We start from the raw sequence: 17,761 nt of genomic DNA on the forward strand, positions 1-17,761 counted from the left end.
AAGGGCACTTTCCAAAGCTCATTCGAAGTACATTTCGATCTCTTCGAGGGTCTTTCCTTTGGTCTCGGGCAGGAAGAATGCCGCGGTGATGAAGTAAATTACCGTGCAGCCGGCCCAGAAGAAGAACATGGAAAAGTATCCGTAGTTGCCGACGGCCGGAAGGAAGACCGCGGCGATCAGCGTGGAGACACCCTGGTTGAGCAGCAGCGCGATGCCCATGCCGACGGAGCGGATGCGCATCGGCATCAGCTCAGAGAGGGCGAGCCACACCACCACGCCTGGTCCCACCGCATACGACGCGATAAAGATGGCGAGGCATATAGTGATGAGCCAGCCGGTTCGCTCCGCGGGCACGGGCCCATAAAATGCCCGCTCAATGGTGAGGGGAGCATGCTGGGATTTGGCATCGGGCTGAATGTCGAGCGCGGCATCGCGGCTGTCGTTGAGGACCGTGGCGATGTGATCGCCGTCGCCGTAGGAGTAGAGCACGGTCAGCACCATGGCTTGCTTCTGCGGAGAAGGACCGAGCGTGGTCTCGTTCACCGGTATGGTCAGATGGTTGCCGGTCTCCGCAGCCTGGATGCGGCTCTTTACGTCGACTCGCTGCGATTCAAAGCTGAGAAAGACAAAGCCGCCGGCCAGCAGCGACAGGACGATTCCGGCGGTGCCGATTTTAAGAAGAAAGGTTCGCCCTTTTTTTTCGACCAGGGCAACGGCCACGAGCGTCATGACGCAGTTGAGCAGCTTCACCACGACATCGCCCTGCGTGGCATGCGTGGCGGTCATGCCGGCCTGGCGGAGAATGACGACGAGAAAGCCGAGGACGGAGTTGATGCCGGTCGCCTGATTGAACGCAAGCACGATGCAGGCCAGGATGAAGGGGAGAACGTATTTCTTTTTCAGCAGCGAGCCGGCGTCGCGGGCGGCGGCCTTCCCTTCCCGGCTCTGATCCGGGGCCGAGGCCATCTCCTGCAGCGCCAGCTCGGCATCCTGCTCAGAGGCGGAGCGGCGGAGAGCGCGCAGAGCCTCTTCACGACGGCCGCGGCGCATGAGCCAGCGCGGACTTTCGGTGAGAAAGAAGGCTCCGGCAAAAAAGAGGAGGCCGGGATAGATGACGGCGAGAAACATGCCGCGCCAGGCGTGATTCTGCGCGGCACGAATCAGCTCGAGATTACCGGCGGCATGCGCAATCGTCGCCTCAGCCTGCCGCGTATAGAAGAAGCCGATGAAGGCCGCCAGCGCGATGCCGAAGGTGAGCATGAACTGGAAGACGGCGGTTCCCTGCCCGCGCCGGTTTGCGCCGAGCGATTCGGCAAGATACAGCGGAACAACGACGGCAATGACGCCGCCGCTCATACCCTGCAGCAGACGGCCGAGGAAGAGCGAGGTGAATCCCTGTGAGATGACGATCAGAACGACGCTGGCGACGAACATCGAGCCGCTGACGATCATGATCTTCTTTCGCCCGCACCAGTCGGCGAGCACACCGGCCACCGGCGACGAGACCATGCTTCCGCCCAGCACGGCGGCAACGATCAGCGATGTCTGAGCGAGGTTCAGGTTGACGGTCTTGCTCAGATAGAGCAGCGCCGCGGCGATGATGCCCACATCGATGCCGTAGAGAAGTCCGCCCAGACCGGCGATGAAGATCACAAACCGGCCGTAGAGGCCGGCGCCTGATGTCAATTGCTCAGTAGCCATGAGAAAAAGAGGAAACCGGTGCTGCTGCCGTTATTCGTTTACCCCGCCTGAAAGGCCTCTTCAGCGCAGCAGGCGGAGAGCATTTTCACGGTACACCATGCGCAGCACGTCGTCAGGCAAATCGAGACCATAAATATTCCACCGTCCCTGGCGCGAAGCGTGAGAAGGATACTCGAAGTATTCGTCCGCCGTCTCCAGAAAGCGGAAGTAGAGCCGGTACATGTGCTCTTCGGGCAGCAGATCGGAGCCGAAGAGGATGCGGTCGGGAAATCTCAGAAAGAGCTTTCGCGCCGAATATGGCTGCCGGCCCAGCTCCGATGCGCGCGCGCTGATATCGATCGACACATTGGGATACGTCTCGAGCAGTCTGGTGACGCGGGCCAGGTTTTCACCGCATTCGGCTACGTGCGCGGCCACGAACGCCGTCTTCGGATGGCGCGCAATCACGCGGTCGCGCTGGTCGAGAAGCTGCTGTTTGGAGTAGTGCGCGCCGTGAAATCCCCAGTCAGGATGCGCCGCCAGCTCTTCGTAACGCTCGTTGTGGGCGTCGATCGGCAGGAAGAAGGCGTCGGGGTCGGCGGTGTGGAACATGACTGGAATGCCCAGCTCGGCTGCTTTGTCGAAGATCGGCGCGAGACGCTCGTCATCGATGCGCAGCAGCTCGCCGCTGCCGTCGCGCACGATCAGACCGAGATCCTTCCAGAACTTGATGCCCTGCGCGCCGCGCTCGACCAGCCTCTCCAGCCGGTCGCAGGTGACGGAGGCGAAATCGGTCTTCTCGACGCCGGACCAGTCCATCCAGCCGATGGTTGCGAAGCGTTCGGGGCTGGCTGAATGGAATTTTTCGATCATGCGCAGCGCGGCTTCGCCGGTCTGCATGGTGATGTTCACAATGCGCTCGATGCCGCAGGCGTCCATCACGCGCAGCACGTCATCGGGTTCGGTTGCGTCCAGATGGTTGTGATAGTCGATGACCGGGAAGCGCGCTTTGCCGATCTCATGCTCCTCCGCCGTCAGCATCGACCGCGGCTGAAAATCGCTCAGTGGAAGGGTTACCTCTGCCCTGGCGGTCACCATGGCGACGAACTTATCCTGCTCGGTCGGCGGAGTCATTCTCTCCTCATTCTGTTTCGAGTGAAAGCCTTTCCGTAGAAAAGCATCAGCAGAGCTCACTGTAATGAACGCTGAAGGCTCCGGTCAAACGAACTGAAAGGAAACGAAACTTTCGATAACCCGAAGGGATGGATAGAGAGCGGACTCAGACGAGTGTGAGGACGATTCCCTGGCCGCGCAGGGCGTCCGCCGTCTCCTGAGGGAGGTTGCGATCGGTGATGACGTGATGAATGGCCGACGGCGGTACAATGCGCGACAGGCTGCGGCGGCTGAATTTGCTTGAATCGCATACGGCGATGACCTGGCGCGCGGCCTTCACCATAGCGCGATTGACACGGGATTCGAGGAAATTCGGGGTGGTGATGCCGACCTCGAGGTCAAATCCGTCAACGCCGAGAAACAGAATGTCGGCGTGCATCTCTTCCAGATTGTCTTCGGCCAGCGGGCCGACCAGCGAGAAGGAGTTCTTGCGCAGTGTTCCGCCGACCAGGATCACCTCGAAGTCGGTTCCGGCCAGCTCCGCCGCGATGTTCACCGCATTGGTGATGATGGTGAGCTGCTTAAACCGCTTGAGCCCCTGGGCGATTGCGGTCGTCGTCGTGCCGGAGTCGAGAATGATGCAGTGCCCTTCTTCCACCATCTTTGTGGCGGCGGCGGCGATCCGCTCTTTCTCGGCATAGTTGTGCTTCTGCTTTTCCTGCAGCGTGGGGTCGACCAGGGCGCTGGACTGAATGCGCAGAGCGCCGCCGTGGGAGCGCTGCACCAGCCCTTTGGACTGGAGGAAATCCAGATCTTTGCGGATGGTGATCTGGGATATTTTCAGCTCCTGAGAGAGCCTGCCGACCAACACTCTTCCCTGCTTCTGGATCAGTTCCAGAATGTGCTGGCGCCGCTCGTCGATCAGCATATCCGGCTTTTCGCTGGATTGAACCTTCGCTTTGCCTCGCATGGACCCTGTGAGCAACCTCGTTCTTCTTGCGGAGATACGCCGCCTTTCAGGCAGACACGATCATAGACGAACGGCGGAAAGGATTCCACGGTTTTGGGCCGCAGGTATCCAAAGGCAAAAGTGCTCGCGCAGCCATCGCGCGGCTCACGGCGATCCGAATGATGCAGCAGCGGCGATGGCTCTCGTGATGATGAGAGCGGCTTCCCGGCGTGCATCTTCTTCGTGCAGTCTCCTGTCCGGCGCTGTTACAATCCCGATTCTGCGGGCGGGTTTCCGGAGCCCCGGCGGATGGGATATCGAAGAAAAGACGGCCTTCCGTGCTGATTCCGTATGATTACGCTTTTTCAATGCCCTGTATGAAAGAAAATTAATCGCAATGCGTATATCAGGGACAGATAAGGCGGGAGGCGTTGCTTCTTTGCGCACAAACTTCCTTATAATTCAGGGCTCGCAGGATACATGCGCTGGATAGATGCTCCGAGGGCGCGTCTTCCCTACTGCATTTCGCTTAATATCTTTGTTGCTTAATATCGTAATAAATGATAATTATGCGGAAGATAGTTTCATTCTGGAGCCTGGTGGATGTTTTCGTTTGACGTGACGATTGCCGGCGAGATCAATCTCGACCTGGTTCTCTACGGACTTGAGAAAGAAATTCCGGTGGAACGCGAGCTGCTTGCAACCGGTTTCGAGGTCACGCTGGGCAGCTCCTCGGCGATCCTTGCTCACAATCTGGCGAGCCTGGGCATGGCGACGGGATTCATCACCCGGGTTGGACGGGATGAGCTGGGCCAGCTGGCGCTCGATCGCCTGGCCGAAAGCGGAGCGGATGTATCGAAGGTCGTCAAAGCCACCAATGAGACGAAGACCGGAGTGACCATCCTGCTGGCGCATGGACGCGAGCGGCACATTCTCACCTATCCCGGCACGATGTTCGAGATGACGCGCGCCGATCTCGACATTGAGTACCTTGCCTCGGCACGGCACTTCCATCTTTCGTCACTGTTTCTGCTGCCGGCCCTGCAGGCCGATCTGCCGGAGCTGTTCCGCGAGCTGAAGTCGCGGGGGCTGACTCTGTCGCTCGATACGAATGACGATCCCGAAGACAAATGGAACGGCGTGCTGCCGCAGCTTCTTCCTTATATCGACCTTCTGCTGCCGAATAAGGATGAGCTGTGCCGCATGACGCGCCGGAGCAATCTCGACGAGGCGCTTGCCGAGATCTCCTCTGTTGTGCCGATCGTCGCGGTGAAGCGCGGCAGCGAAGGCGCGGTGGTGCAGAGCGGCAAAGACCGCATCGAGGTTCCCGGCATTACGGTTCAGCCTGTGGATACGATCGGCGCGGGAGACAGCTTCAACGCGGGCTTTCTGGCTGCGTGGCTCTCCGGCTGCTCTCTTGAAGAGAGCGCGCGGGCAGGCAATATCACCGGAGCCTTCTCCACCGTGCAGTCCGGGGGCACCGAAGCATTTCGCGATCACAAAAAGCGGGATGAGTTTTTGCGGCAGCACCGATTTCCAGCCGTGCAAAGCCGCGCAGCGAAACGTTCTTCCATTTCCAATCATCCGGAGGCAGTCAGAGCATGAGTGCTGCGCTGCGCACTTCTGAGCGGCATCTTCTTCGGGTGGCTGCGGCTGCTCTTCTCTCGACCGCGCTTTGCTTCGGGCAGGCTCCCGCGAAGACAACTGTGGCCAACAAAGCGCTGGCCGCGCATCTGGCCGCTTCTCAGGGTAGGCCGGAGCTGGTGATCGACAACCTCGCGGCTCATCGCACGGTCGAGATTCCGCGACTGTTCACGGTCACGCTGCATGACGGCAGCGTTCTGCAGCCTTCCGGTCTGACCTGGACGCATCCCTTTGCGGCGGAGAGCCCGGATGGCGCGGACGAGAAGGTTGTCTGCGCCGATCTGCACGATCCGAAGAGTGAAGCGGATTTTCACTGGTGCCTGCTGGCACGCCCTGAAAGCAACTATCTGCGGGAGCGGCTCACCATTCACGCTCCGGCGCACGATCTTGCCATCACAGAGGTGCGGCTGCTGGACTTTCACGATGCGGATGCGCATGTCGCCGGATCGGTGAAGGGCTCGCCGGTCGCGGACGATCGCATGTTCTTCGGCTTCGAGCATCCGCTCTCATGGAGCCGCGTCGAAGACGGTCATGTTGAGGCGGGCATCACGCGGGTTCTTCCGCTGCAGGCGAACCAGTCCGTTACGTACTCGGCGGTGATCGGAACGGCGCAGCCGGGGCAGATGCGACGCGCCTTTCTGGCATACATCGAGAGCGAACGGCCGCGTCCTTACAAGCCCTTTCTGCATTACAACTCCTGGTACGATATCGGCTTTGAGAACCGCTACAGCGAGGCGGACGCGCTCGACCGCATCCACGCATTCGGGCGTGAGCTTGTCGAGAAGCGTCATGTGGAGCTGGACTCGTTTCTGTTTGACGACGGATGGGATAATCCAAACTCCTTCTGGGGCTTTAATCCGGGCTTTCCCGATGGCTTTACGAATGTGGCGAAGGCGGCAGAGGAGATTCACGCCGGTGTCGGCGTATGGTTTTCGCCGTGGGGCGGTTATGAAGAACAAAAGCGCGAGCGCGTCGCCTTCGGCAGAAGCCACGGGTACGAGATCATCAAGGATGGATTCGCGCTCTCCGGTCCGAAGTATTATCGCGACTTCTCCAAGGCCTGCCTGGAGATGGTGGACCGCTACAACGTAAACCAGTTCAAGTTTGACGGCACCGGCAACGCGGACCGTGTCTTTCCGGGCTCGGCCTTCGACAGCGACTTCGACGCCGCCATTCATCTGATTCACCGCATTCGCGAAGAGAAGAAGGGCATCTTCATCAATCTCACGACGGGCACGTATCCTTCGCCCTTCTGGCTCTTTTACGCCGACTCGATCTGGCGCTCCGGTGAAGACCACTCCTTTGACGGAGTGGGCACGCCACGGCAGCGCTGGATGACCTATCGCGACGAGCAGACGTACCGGAACATTGTTCAGCGCGGTCCGCTCTTTCCGCTGAACTCGCTGATGCTGCACGGGCTGATTTATGCGAAGCAGGCGAAGGACCTCGGCACCGATCCGGGGCACGATTTTGCGGACGAAGTCGAATCGTATTTTGGAAGCGGAACGCAGCTGCAGGAAATGTACATCACTCCTTCTCTGCTAAGCGATGCGGACTGGAACGAGCTTGCGTTTGCAGCGAAGTGGTCACGCAGCCATTCTGCGATTCTGAAAGACACGCACTGGATCGGCGGCGATCCGGGCAGGCTGCAGGCATACGGCTGGGCAGCGTGGGCGCCGAGCGGCTGGATCATCACGGTACGGAACCCGTCGAATGCCGCGCAGGATTTTTCACTGAACCTCAGAAGCGCGCTCGAACTCCCCGCCGGCGCGGCAAGCTCCTTCACCGTCAGCGAGCCGTTCCAGGCGCAGGGTGGAAGCGCGGCGCACTGGCAGGCTGAAAAGACAGTCGTGCTGCACCTGAAGCCGTTTGAAGTCCGCACCTTTGAATCGGAACCATCCACCGCACGTCCCTGAATGCGTTACGCAGGCCGTGTGCATTGCTTGAACGAACCGGGTCGTCGGGCCCCACTTTTAGCAGGAGTCTGGAAAGCGTGAATCCTCTCACATCGTTACTGAATCTGACCGCGGCAGAAAAAGAAAAGCTCGGCGTCGTTCATACGCCGCAGGAGATCGCGCAGCAGCCTGCAACCTGGCTTCGTACGTGGAACCTTATCCGGGCTCGCCTTGAAGAGGTACGCGCCTTTCTTGCCTCGGCAGGAATCAATGCTGCGCGCAGCGAGCGGCCGGCGGTGTTTCTTGTGGGCGCGGGCACATCGGACTACATCGGGCACTCGCTGCACCATCTTCTGCGGCAAAAATGGCAGTGCGAAGTCACGCCGGTTTCGAGCACGGACCTGCTGATCAACTTCTCCGATTACATTCTCGAAGACCGTCCGTATCTCTGGATCTCTTTCTCCCGCTCCGGCGACAGCCCGGAGGGGGTTGCCGTACTGGAGCGCGCGCTTGCCGAGCGTCCTCTCATCTCGCATCTTGTCGTCTCCTGCAACGCAGCGGGGCAGATGAGCCAGATGATCAAAGGCCGCTCGAACAGCTTCGGCATCACGCTCGAAGAGGAGACGAACGATCAGGGTCTGGCGATGACCAGCTCGTTCACCAACATGGTGATTGCGGGCCAGGCGCTGGCGCACGCATGGTCAGCGGAAGAATACGAGCCGGTGATCGCAGCCCTCTCCGCTGCGGGCGACGCGTTTCTTCCCGTGGCCGCCGAAACCGCCTCGCATCTTGCAGAGCAGAAGTACCGGCAGGCGTGCTTTATCGGATCGGGCACGCTGACGGGAACGGCGATGGAGTCGGCGCTGAAGCTGCTGGAGCTTTCCGCAGGCAGAACCAAGACGATGTGGCAGGCCACGCTCGGGCTGCGTCACGGACCGATGGCGGCGCTCGACAGGGACACGCTGTTCGTCAGCTTTTTGTCGACGCAGAACACGCGCCAGAGATATGAGATCGACCTGCTGCGCGAGATCGAGCGGAAGCAGCTTACCGGCGCATCGCTTGCCATACTCGGGTGCGGAGCTTCTCCGCTGCCGCAGCCCGAGGCTACGCAGATCGTGGCTCCGGAGGGGCACTGGTCTGTTCCCGACCTCTATCGCCCGGCGGTCGATACGCTCTTCGGGCAGCTGCTCGGGCTTTTCTTCAGCCTGCGCTGGGGACTTACGCCCGACTCGCCAAGCCCTAACGGCGCTATTACCCGCGTCGTTCAGCCTATTGGAATTTACTGAGAAGACTGCGACGAGCTCCGTATGACGACCTATTCCGGTTTCGATCTGAAGGACCTTGCGCATGAACGCGCGCAGGGTAAGTTTCCCGGCATTTACTCGGTCTGCTCCGCGCATCCGTGGGTGCTGGAAGCAGCGATGCGCAGCGCGCTCGATGACGAAAAGCCTCTGCTGATCGAGGCGACCTGCAACCAGGTGAATCAGTTCGGCGGCTATACCGGGATGAAGCCGAAGGATTTCTGCGCGTATGTCGAATCCATCGCAAAGCGTGTGGGCTTCCCGACGGAGCGGCTGCTGCTGGGCGGAGATCATCTCGGTCCGCATCCGTGGCGTCACCTTCCGGCCGCAGAGGCCATGAAAAATGCGACCGACCTGGTTGCCGACTTCGTTCAGGCAGGGTTCACCAAGATTCATCTCGACACGAGCATGCCCTGCGAAGGCGATCCGGTACCGTTTCCGGATGAGGTGATTGCAGAGCGCGCGGCGGCGCTGGCAAAGGTGGCCGAAGGCAGCGCGGGGCATGACCGGCTGCGCTATGTGATCGGTACAGAGGTGCCGACTCCGGGCGGATCGGTAGAAGAACTGTCGGTTTCCGTCACGCGCCCCGAAGCCTCAGAACAAGCGCTCTCTGTGCACCGCGAGGCCTTCTCCGCAGACGGTATCGACGACGCGTGGAAGCGCGTGATCGCTCTGGTGGTTCAGCCGGGAGTCGAGTTCGGGCATGAAGATGTGGTGGATTATGACGCGGCGAAGGCGCAGACGCTGTGCACGCTGCTCGGCAGGCATTCGGAGCTGATCTTCGAAGCCCACTCGACCGATTACCAGAAGCCCGAAGCCTATGCGCAACTGGTGCGGGACGGCTTTGCGATTCTGAAGGTCGGCCCCGCGCTGACGTTTGCGATGCGCGAGGCACTGCTGGCGCTCGAAGCGATCGAACGATATACGGTTCCCGAAGGTCGCAGGTCGCATCTTGAAGAGACGCTGCAGCGGGTGATGAAAGCGCATCCGGAGAACTGGGAGCATCACTATCACGGCGATGCGCTCACCGTGGAGCGTCTTCTGATCCACAGCTACAGCGACCGCGTCCGCTATTACTGGCACGATGCGGAGATCGCCGCTTCGGTCTCGCGTCTGATCGAAAACCTCGAGCAGGCTCGCATTCCGGAGACGCTGCTCTCTGCCTACCTGCCTGTGCAGTATGAGCGCGTGCGCGAGGGATCGCTCGAGAATGCGCCCGTGGCGCTGATTCTCGATCAGATCATCACCGCGCTGCGGCCTTATCAGCAGGCCTGCCGGGGATAATCCGCCGGTAGATATATATGGACTGCGAGCAGGCCGGGATGGCTGCTCGCAGTTACAGCCGCGACAGCCATCCGTTCCAGAAGCGCAGAGCCGCCTCTTCCAGAACCGGCGCAAAGATTTCGCTCTCCTGACGAATCTGCGGCACACAGATTCCCACGCCGGCCAGCTCGCAGGCGTGGCCCACGTACCAGCGCTCCAGCCCGCGGACTGTCACCTCCGGATGAAACTGCAGGGCAAGCGTGTGCTGCTCGATGGCGAAGGCCTGGTTCGGATAAAGCGCAGTCGCGGCGAGATGGCTGGCGCCAGGCGGCAGACTGAATGTGTCGCCGTGCCAGTGCAGAACATGCAGATCGGGAGCCAGAAGCTCGGCGAACTCAGGGTAGAGCAAGGCATCCGGACCTGCGTGGATTGGCCCCCAGCCGATCTCCTTCCCCTCTGAGCCAGGGTAAACGGCAGCACCGGCAGCGGCAGCGATGAGCTGAGCGCCAAGGCATATACCGAGCGTCGGACGCTTTTCCGCAAGGCGCGAACGGATCAGATCGATCTCCACATCAAGAAACGGATAGGCTTCTCCGTCATAGACGCCGATCGGGCCGCCAAGGACGATCAGCAGATCGGCATTCGCAAGCGATGGAGTGCGCAGATCGGCAGTACATGCGTCTGCTGTTTCGATCGCATAACCGGCCTGCGTCAGCGCGATTTCAAGCGATCCTGAATCTTCAAAGGGAACGTGGGTCACTGCAACTGCGCTTCGCATAGGTCTCCGGCTCTTCGGTACACGGTCGGCACCAGAATTCGGGGAGGACCGAGACAGAGCGGCGGCGTCCGGAGGACGATTGCTGCCTCTCTTTGTCTCGATCTTCCAACTATAACCTGCAACTTAGCTGCGCAGCTTAATGCAGATACAGAAGAGATAAAGAAAGCCGGAGTGTGTCGCAAAACGAGACAGAATGGGAATGGAAAGTAGAAAGAGCCGGATATTATTCGCCAAAACGCCAGGCGATGATTCTGGATGGAAGCGCTTCGGCGTCGAAGCTGCCTGTCCGGACCAGCAGCTCAAATGGCCGGAGCGTGCCGTTGCGCGACATCGTCTGCCGGATCATGGGACGCATCGCTGCGCTGTCCAGCAGCATATTTGCCGCGGCTTCTGTGCCGGCCATGTTCAGGCCTTCGATCAGAAGAATCCATCCGGAGCGGTCGAGATTGGGCAGCAGAGCCACGATGGCATAGGTCTCGCGGGAGGGACCGTTCGGATCGGTGCGGTATGCGGCGGACTCTCCCTGAGCGGGATGGGCGTTGGAGATGTAGCAGTCGTTCACGCGGCGGCCGCAGACAAATTTAAAGTTCAGGCTGCTTTGCAGCAGGCCAACCCACGGGTCGGTATGGATGGCTCCCAGCAGGATGGCATTGCCGTTTTTCAGATCATCCATCCGCAGGTCGCGGGCGTATCGCACGATCAGGTGATCGGGAACGACCTCCGGCAGATGCGAGAGCCTGGAGGTGATGTTCAGATCCACCATGCTGGTGTAGCGCTGGATGCGCAGATCGTTGAGGTTGCCCAGATCCATCCCCTTTACCTTAACGCTCGAGAGGTACTCGCCGCTCAGATAGCTGGTCAGGCTGACGGGCTCTTCGGTCAGGTTCTGCAGAATGCCGAGGCTGCTGTCTGCCGGCACAATGAACGTGTCGCGATCGCGCACAAAGATCGCGGACCAGAGAGGATTGGCGGGAGCGGCGTGAACCGTTGCCGGCGCGGTCTGCAGCTTCCAGCGGAAGGCCGCTGCGCCGAGCAGCAGCAGACCGATAGCGAGGCCGGCGAGGAACATGCGCCAGTCTGCTCTTCGCGGCGCGGCCGGGATGGGCAGATCGGGATGAGACTCGGCGGCGGTCTCCGGCTCTTTTGCGGCGGAGATTACGGTTACGACGGGCGAGGGCTCTTCCTTTGTCTTTCGGGCATGAAAGACAGGGATGTAGCCGCCCCGTGGAATCTCGATCCGGAACGGCTCGTCCTTCCCTTCCTTCTCGAAGTAGAGATTTAACCGTTTGCGAAGCTGAACCGCATAGTTGCGGACGATGTTGTCGTCGCCCGGGTTGTAACCGGGTGAGCGTCCGAAGACGCGCACGCCGATCTGCTGCTCTCTGATTTCTTCGGTGCGGCCCAGCAGGTAAAGCTCGCAGATATCGAGCAGAAATTTCGGAAGAAATTCGGAGCGGGAAAAGATATCGCTGGCCGCGACGCGCTGCGCAAGCTGCCAGCGCGCATCGCCGGACAGCAACGCGCCGTTCACAGAAGCCGGAAATTGTGATGCAGGAGAACTCGCCGCCACCCTCATACTCCACCTGCGGTAGACGATAAAGTTTCCGGAAAATGCGGAAAAATCAGAATCCGGCCACAAATCAACCGAGTAAGAACGCTTTTTATTATGCGTGTACAGGTTTAAACACAGTTAAAAAGTAGTTGCCGCATCGGCCAAATATTCCCTGCCGACATTCCTTCCGTTGCGGAGCTTAGACACTCGGCTTTCCACCCCGGTGGATGCCGGAGGGCGTGCTCCACGGTGAAAACACCTTCCGCTGCTGTGGCATACCTCCGATGATGAAGGCGTTTCGCCAGGACGCCTTCCCCCTTCCTGATGTGCTGTCCAGGCAAACAAATGCGGTGTATGAACATGCGGTGAATTTGCCGGACAGCGGTTTCTGCTCGCCAACAGCCACAAAAAAAGAGCAGCCCCGCGGATCTTTATCCCAACCAACCAGGACGCTCGACAACGAAAAGCAAGGAGAACAACGTGTCAGCTCACAAAGCAAAATTTCCCCGATGGTATGCATGGGTTGTATGTGCATGGCTCGTCGCGGGTGCCTGCGCGTATGCGCAACAGGATTCTGGAGGCATTCTTATCGCTGTAACCGACGCTTCAGGGGCGACGGTCGGAAGCGCGGCGGTCGATGTTACCAATAACGGAACGCAGGCCCATCTGCACGGCACCACCAACAGTATCGGCACGTGGACCGCTACTCCGTTACCGCCTGGAGATTATCGTGTCACAGTGGCGCAGCCGGGATTCGAGACCGCGGTGGTGGACCACGTTGTGGTCGAGATTCAGCAGAACACCCGTGTACCTGTCTCGCTCGCGGTAGGAAATGTGAAGGAGAACCTGGTGGTCACGGCGCAGGCTCCGCTGCTGCAGACCGAGAACGTTGCGCTGGGGCAGACGCTCAGCGGCGTACTGAAAGACGATCTTCCGGTCAGCGATCGCGACTTCAATCGTCTGGCGGTGCTGACGGTCGGCGTGAATTACTCGACCCCCTCGGGCCCGCGCGATACGGCGAGCGGCGCATTTGCCGCAAACGGAGTTTCGCAGTACCAGAACAACTATGTTCTGGACGGCACGGACAACAACAGCTATGACCAGAATGTGAACGAGGGCCGGACCTTCGCGATCGAGCCCTCGCTCGATGCCATTGCCGAGTTCAGGGTGGAGACCAATGCGTACTCCGCGGAGTTTGGACGCGACGGCGGCGCGGTGGTCAACGTCATCACCAAATCGGGCAGCAACAACTTTCACGGCTCGGGCTACGAGTACTTTCAGACCAGCGACTTCAACACCAACGACTTCTTCAACAAGGCACAGAGCATCGGCAAGACCGACTACACGAAGAACATCTTCGGCGCATCGGCCGGCGGTCCGGTATGGCTGCCAAAAATGTACGACGGTCACGACAAGACCTTCTTCTTCGCCGATTTCGAGCGCCAGCCTTACCGCTCGCCCGGCGCTCAGAATAAGGGACTCATTCCCACGGCGAATGAAGCATCCGGGGATTTTGTGAGCGGTGCGACTATTTACGACCCGATGACCAATCAGCCGTTCGCGAACAATACCATTCCGTCCGGCCGCATCAGCGCGGTCGCGAAGAAGATTGCGGCGGCGATTCCTCAGCCCAATATCTCAGGCAACGGGAGTTTCAATTACGTCCACAACGACCCCATCAGCAACGACGACAATCGCGTCGCCGTGCGCATCGACCATCACCTGTCGCCGAACGATACGATCTTCGGGCGGTACCAGTATCAGCACCAGAGCGAGCCGGCGCTGGGTCTCTTCTCGGGGACGATTCTTACCGGCGATGTGAGCAACACGGCCAGCGCGCAGGGCGTGGTTGCCGGCTGGACGCACATCTTCGGGCAGCACATGATCAACGACGCCCGCTTTGGCTGGACGCGGCTGAACTGGATCACTGCGCCGGTAGACGGAAACCAGAACATCAATCAGAGCGTCGGCATTTCGGGCGTGCCGCTGCAGGGCGGTCTTGCCGGCGGCCTGGCCACCATTCAATTTACCAACAGCAACCTGAGCGGCTTCGGCGGCGGCTATTCGGAGCAGGATCTGAACGGAACGTACCAGGGCGCGGATACGCTGACCTGGACCACCGGACGGCACACCATCAAGCTGGGCGGCATGTACCGCTGGGTCTTTCTGCTGAGCTCCGCCAGCTCCTTCGCTCCGAACGGGCAGTTTAACTTCGACGGCCATTACACGGCGCACTATACCGATGGCGTTGCCGATCCGGGAACGGGCAATCCCTACGCCGATTTTCTGCTGGACCTGCCGCAGGTGGCGCAGATCTCGGCGATTCACACCAACGACTACCAGCGCCGCGCCTACTCGCTCTTCGGTGAGGATTCGTACAAGCTCTCACCGAAGCTCACCGTGAACTTCGGGCTGCGCTGGGATTACGTCACGCCGGTATGGGAGGCGCATAACCACGGAACCGCGCTCAACCCGGTCACGCACGTGCTGAACATTCCCGGTTACACGGGATCGTTCCCGACGGCGACGCAGGCACAGATCAACAAGGGCATTCTCATCCTCAACACGCATTCCAACCGCTACTTCGGCGTGCAGCCGGATCATCATGACTTCGGACCGCGCTTCGGCTTCAGCTATCTGATGACGTCGAATACGGTCTTCCGCGCAGGCTACGGCCTGTACTTCGGCCCCGAGCAGCTTGGCCCGTTCGGACAGCCGAGCGCCGGCTTCTCCACGCCGTTTCTGCTGGAGGATACCTTCACGGTGCCTGATTCGAACCCGGCGACCGTCAATACCGTCACCATGGATTCGGGCTTCCCGTCTTACGCACTGACCAACCCGGGAGATCCGACGCTGTATGCGATGGCTCCTGGCTTCCGCACGCCCTACTTCCAGCAGTGGAATGCGACGCTGCAGCGGCAGGTCACGAAAGACAGCTCGCTCGATGTCTCCTATATGGGATCGAAGACCACGGCGATGTATGTCACGAACGACTGGAACATTCCCGCTCCTTCTGTCGATGGAGCGGTTCCGTATGCAGACCGGCAGCCCTTTCCGAGCGTGGACGCGAACGGGAACCTGATCGCGGGCAGCCCGATTCAGGGCCCTTCGAACCAGGGAATGGGCAACTACAACGCGCTCGGCATCAAGTTCCAGGGGCACTTCCGCAATGGACTGACGCTGATCAGCGCGTATACATGGAGCCACGATATCGACGACATCACCAACTCGGGCCTGAGCGTGGGCAATAACGGACGCGCCAGCTACCCGTATCAGCAGCTCACACTGCAGCACGGCAACTCGGACTGGGATATCGCCGACCGCTGGGTCACCGCGTTTCAGTACGACCTTCCCTTCGGCCGCGGCAGGGCCTTCGGCAGCAATCTGAACCGGGTGGCGGATGCCTTCCTGGGCGGATGGCAGACCGGCGGCATTCTGACCGTGGAGAGCGGCCCGTGGTACACCGTGAACCAGAACTACGACAGCGCTCACAATGGATTTATCTGCGGAACCTGCGAGCAGCGCCCCGATGCCGTGCCCGGCCAGGACGCCAACCGCGGCCCCCGCAAGGTCGATCCGAACAACAACACCGTTCACTGGTTTAACATTCAGGCGTTTACACAGGCCGCCAACGGCACGGTGGGCGATCTGCGCCGCAATACGGTGGCCGGACCGGCGTTCCGGAATTACGATGCCTCGCTCGGCAAGCTGTTCACGCTGCGGGAAGGCATGACCTTCCAGATGCGCATGGAAGCCTATAACTCAACCAACACCACCAACTTTCTGACGACCAGCGGAAGCACCAGCCCTTCGGGCTTCTATCTGGGCAATGCCAACTTCGGCAACCTGACGGCAGACCGCGGCGGACGTACCGTACAGCTGGCGGGCCGCTTCGTCTTCTGATCGCTGATGTAAAACCCTGCTTCGCCTGTCCGATCGTTTCGAACAGGCGAAGCGAACTCTCTTCAGAATGTATTTTCTTTTTCCGTTCTTACTGCGGATACTTTGCCCGCTTACTTTGTAAGTGACTCCCTCCATTTCCCGATAACTTCACTCCGAGTTGCTATCCGACGATATGCTGCGATTCTTTCCTGCGATCCTGATCCTTCTTTCCGGCCTCGGCTTCGGCATGCCCGCAGCGGGGCAATCCGGCACAGCGGCGAAACCCGACCTGGTGCTTCGGAAGACGATTCGCTACACCGACTATCACCATCTGATGTCGATCCCATTCGACGTTCCTGCCGGCACGGTGCGCATCAGCATGCGCTTTTCGTATACCGGACAGGAACAGCGCACCGCTCTGGATATGGGTATCCAGGGGCCGGAGGGATTTCGCGGCTGGAGCGGCGGCGATAAGGACGGGTTCACGCTCTCGCTCGCCGATGCGACGCCCTCATATCTGCCTGGGCCAATCTCACCCGGCAGATGGAGACTCCTGCTCGGCGTTCCGAATATCCGGCCGGGCGTGGTCTCGGAGTTTTCCGCACAGGTGTATTTCGATCGCTCCGTTGCGGAGGAGATGCGCGACCCGCTGCTGCAGCTCCGCGTACGATCCGGCCCAGGATGGTACCGGGGCGATCTTCACATGCACACGGCGCACAGCGACGGCGCATGCAAAAGCCAGAACGGACGGATGGTTCCCTGCCCGCTCTTTCGCACCGTGGAAGACGCCGCGGCGCGCGGCCTGGACTTCATCGCCATCACCGATCACAACACCGAATCGCATTACGACGACGAGCGCGAGCTGCAGCCGTACTTCGACCGTGTTCTGCTGATGCCGGGGCGCGAGATCACGACGTATCAGGGACACGCCAATCTCTTCGGAACGACGCGATTTCTCGATTTCAGAATCGGGACGGATGAGGTTCCCAATCTGAATGCGATGCTGCGCAGAGTCTCGGGGCTCGGCGGGATCATCTCGATCAATCATCCTGCCGCTCCGAGCGGAGAGAACTGCATGGGATGCGGATGGCTGCCGGAGTCCACGGTGGATTATCACCTGATCCAGGCGGTGGAGGTGGTGAACGGGCGCAATGCCGATGGCGCCAGAAGCGGCGTGGGCTTCTGGGAGAAGCTGCTGAACGAGGGAAACCATCTTACGGCGATCGGCGGAAGCGACAATCACGACGCCGATATCGCGATTCCGGGACCGGGCTCCATCGGCTATCCGACGACGGTCGTTTACGCTGACAATCTCTCGACGCCGGCCATTCTGGATGGCATCCGCGCGGGGCATGTATTTGTCGATACCGAAGGGACCAGAGATCGCCTGCTGGAGTACTCCGCCACAGCGGGCGGCCACACGGCGATGATGGGCGATGCTCTGGAAGTGAAAGACAATGCTTCGATCCACATCTCTGTACATGTGAAAGGCGCAGACGGCGCGCGCCTGGCGCTGATTGCCGATGGCGTCGAACAGCCGGCGACTCCGGAGATGACGATCCACGGGAATGATGTGCGGACGGCCCTCGATGTGGCCGGAAGCACAGCGCACATGTGGATTCGGCTGGAGGTGCGCAATGATGCGGGACACAGGCTGCTGATCGGCAATCCTGTGTACCTGTCGCACTGAGGCGCAGTGCGCTT

Annotated in this window: 11 protein-coding genes; 6 read left to right on the plus strand and 5 right to left on the minus strand. The window is 60.3% G+C overall.

Annotation, left to right across the window (positions count from 1 at the left end):
• Positions 1-18: 18 nt before the first annotated feature.
• From D0Y96_RS03555 to agaR, 3 genes are all read right to left on the minus strand, one after another.
• Positions 19-1,686, minus strand: a complete 1,668-nt coding sequence (locus D0Y96_RS03555; RefSeq protein WP_252263404.1) for an MFS transporter — start codon at positions 1,684-1,686, stop codon at positions 19-21.
• Positions 1,687-1,761: 75 nt separating this feature from the next.
• Entirely contained in the window at positions 1,762-2,814 is a 1,053-nt protein-coding gene (locus D0Y96_RS03560; RefSeq protein WP_117297926.1) for an amidohydrolase family protein, read from the minus strand.
• A gap of 145 nt (positions 2,815-2,959) precedes the next feature.
• A complete protein-coding gene (gene agaR, locus D0Y96_RS03565) occupies positions 2,960-3,763 on the minus strand; it encodes a transcriptional repressor AgaR (RefSeq protein ID WP_117297927.1) in 804 nt (267 codons plus the stop codon).
• Positions 3,764-4,345: 582 nt separating this feature from the next.
• Between agaR and D0Y96_RS03570 the strand changes: the two genes are divergently transcribed.
• The 4 genes from D0Y96_RS03570 (at position 4,346) to D0Y96_RS03585 (ending at position 9,866) form a co-directional block, all read left to right on the plus strand.
• Positions 4,346-5,347, plus strand: a complete 1,002-nt coding sequence (locus D0Y96_RS03570; protein WP_117297928.1) for a carbohydrate kinase family protein — start codon at positions 4,346-4,348, stop codon at positions 5,345-5,347.
• Positions 5,344-7,302, plus strand: coding sequence for an alpha-galactosidase (locus tag D0Y96_RS03575; RefSeq protein ID WP_117297929.1), 1,959 nt, complete (start codon positions 5,344-5,346; stop codon positions 7,300-7,302). Before D0Y96_RS03570 ends, D0Y96_RS03575 begins: the two co-directional genes overlap by 4 nt.
• A 77-nt stretch (positions 7,303-7,379) precedes the next feature.
• Complete coding sequence (locus D0Y96_RS03580; RefSeq protein WP_117297930.1) at positions 7,380-8,567, plus strand: SIS domain-containing protein; 1,188 nt, start codon at positions 7,380-7,382, stop codon at positions 8,565-8,567.
• Positions 8,568-8,588: 21 nt separating this feature from the next.
• Positions 8,589-9,866: a D-tagatose-bisphosphate aldolase, class II, non-catalytic subunit gene (locus D0Y96_RS03585; RefSeq protein ID WP_117297931.1), complete on the plus strand. Its 1,278-nt coding sequence runs from the start codon at positions 8,589-8,591 to the stop codon at positions 9,864-9,866.
• Positions 9,867-9,918: 52 nt separating this feature from the next.
• On the opposite strand, the gene D0Y96_RS03590 is transcribed toward D0Y96_RS03585, so the two are convergent.
• Both D0Y96_RS03590 and D0Y96_RS03595 read right to left on the minus strand, forming a co-directional pair.
• Positions 9,919-10,623 carry a glutamine amidotransferase gene (locus D0Y96_RS03590; protein ID WP_117297932.1) on the minus strand — a complete coding sequence of 235 codons (705 nt, stop codon included), beginning with the start codon at positions 10,621-10,623 and terminating at the stop codon, positions 9,919-9,921.
• Between the two features lie 223 nt (positions 10,624-10,846).
• On the minus strand, positions 10,847-12,193 hold the full coding sequence (locus D0Y96_RS03595; RefSeq protein WP_147324897.1) for a hypothetical protein: 1,347 nt from the start codon (positions 12,191-12,193) through the stop codon (positions 10,847-10,849).
• A 462-nt stretch (positions 12,194-12,655) separates the two neighbouring features.
• Between D0Y96_RS03595 and D0Y96_RS03600 the strand changes: the two genes are divergently transcribed.
• Both D0Y96_RS03600 and D0Y96_RS03605 read left to right on the plus strand, forming a co-directional pair.
• Positions 12,656-16,078: a TonB-dependent receptor gene (locus D0Y96_RS03600; protein ID WP_158562157.1), complete on the plus strand. Its 3,423-nt coding sequence runs from the start codon at positions 12,656-12,658 to the stop codon at positions 16,076-16,078.
• A 172-nt stretch (positions 16,079-16,250) separates the two neighbouring features.
• A complete protein-coding gene (locus D0Y96_RS03605; protein ID WP_117297935.1) occupies positions 16,251-17,747 on the plus strand; it encodes a CehA/McbA family metallohydrolase in 1,497 nt (498 codons plus the stop codon).
• The last annotated feature ends 14 nt before the right edge of the window (positions 17,748-17,761 follow it).

Origin of the sequence: Paracidobacterium acidisoli (genome assembly GCF_003428625.2) — a bacterium.
Taxonomy (GTDB): domain Bacteria; phylum Acidobacteriota; class Terriglobia; order Terriglobales; family Acidobacteriaceae; genus Paracidobacterium; species Paracidobacterium acidisoli.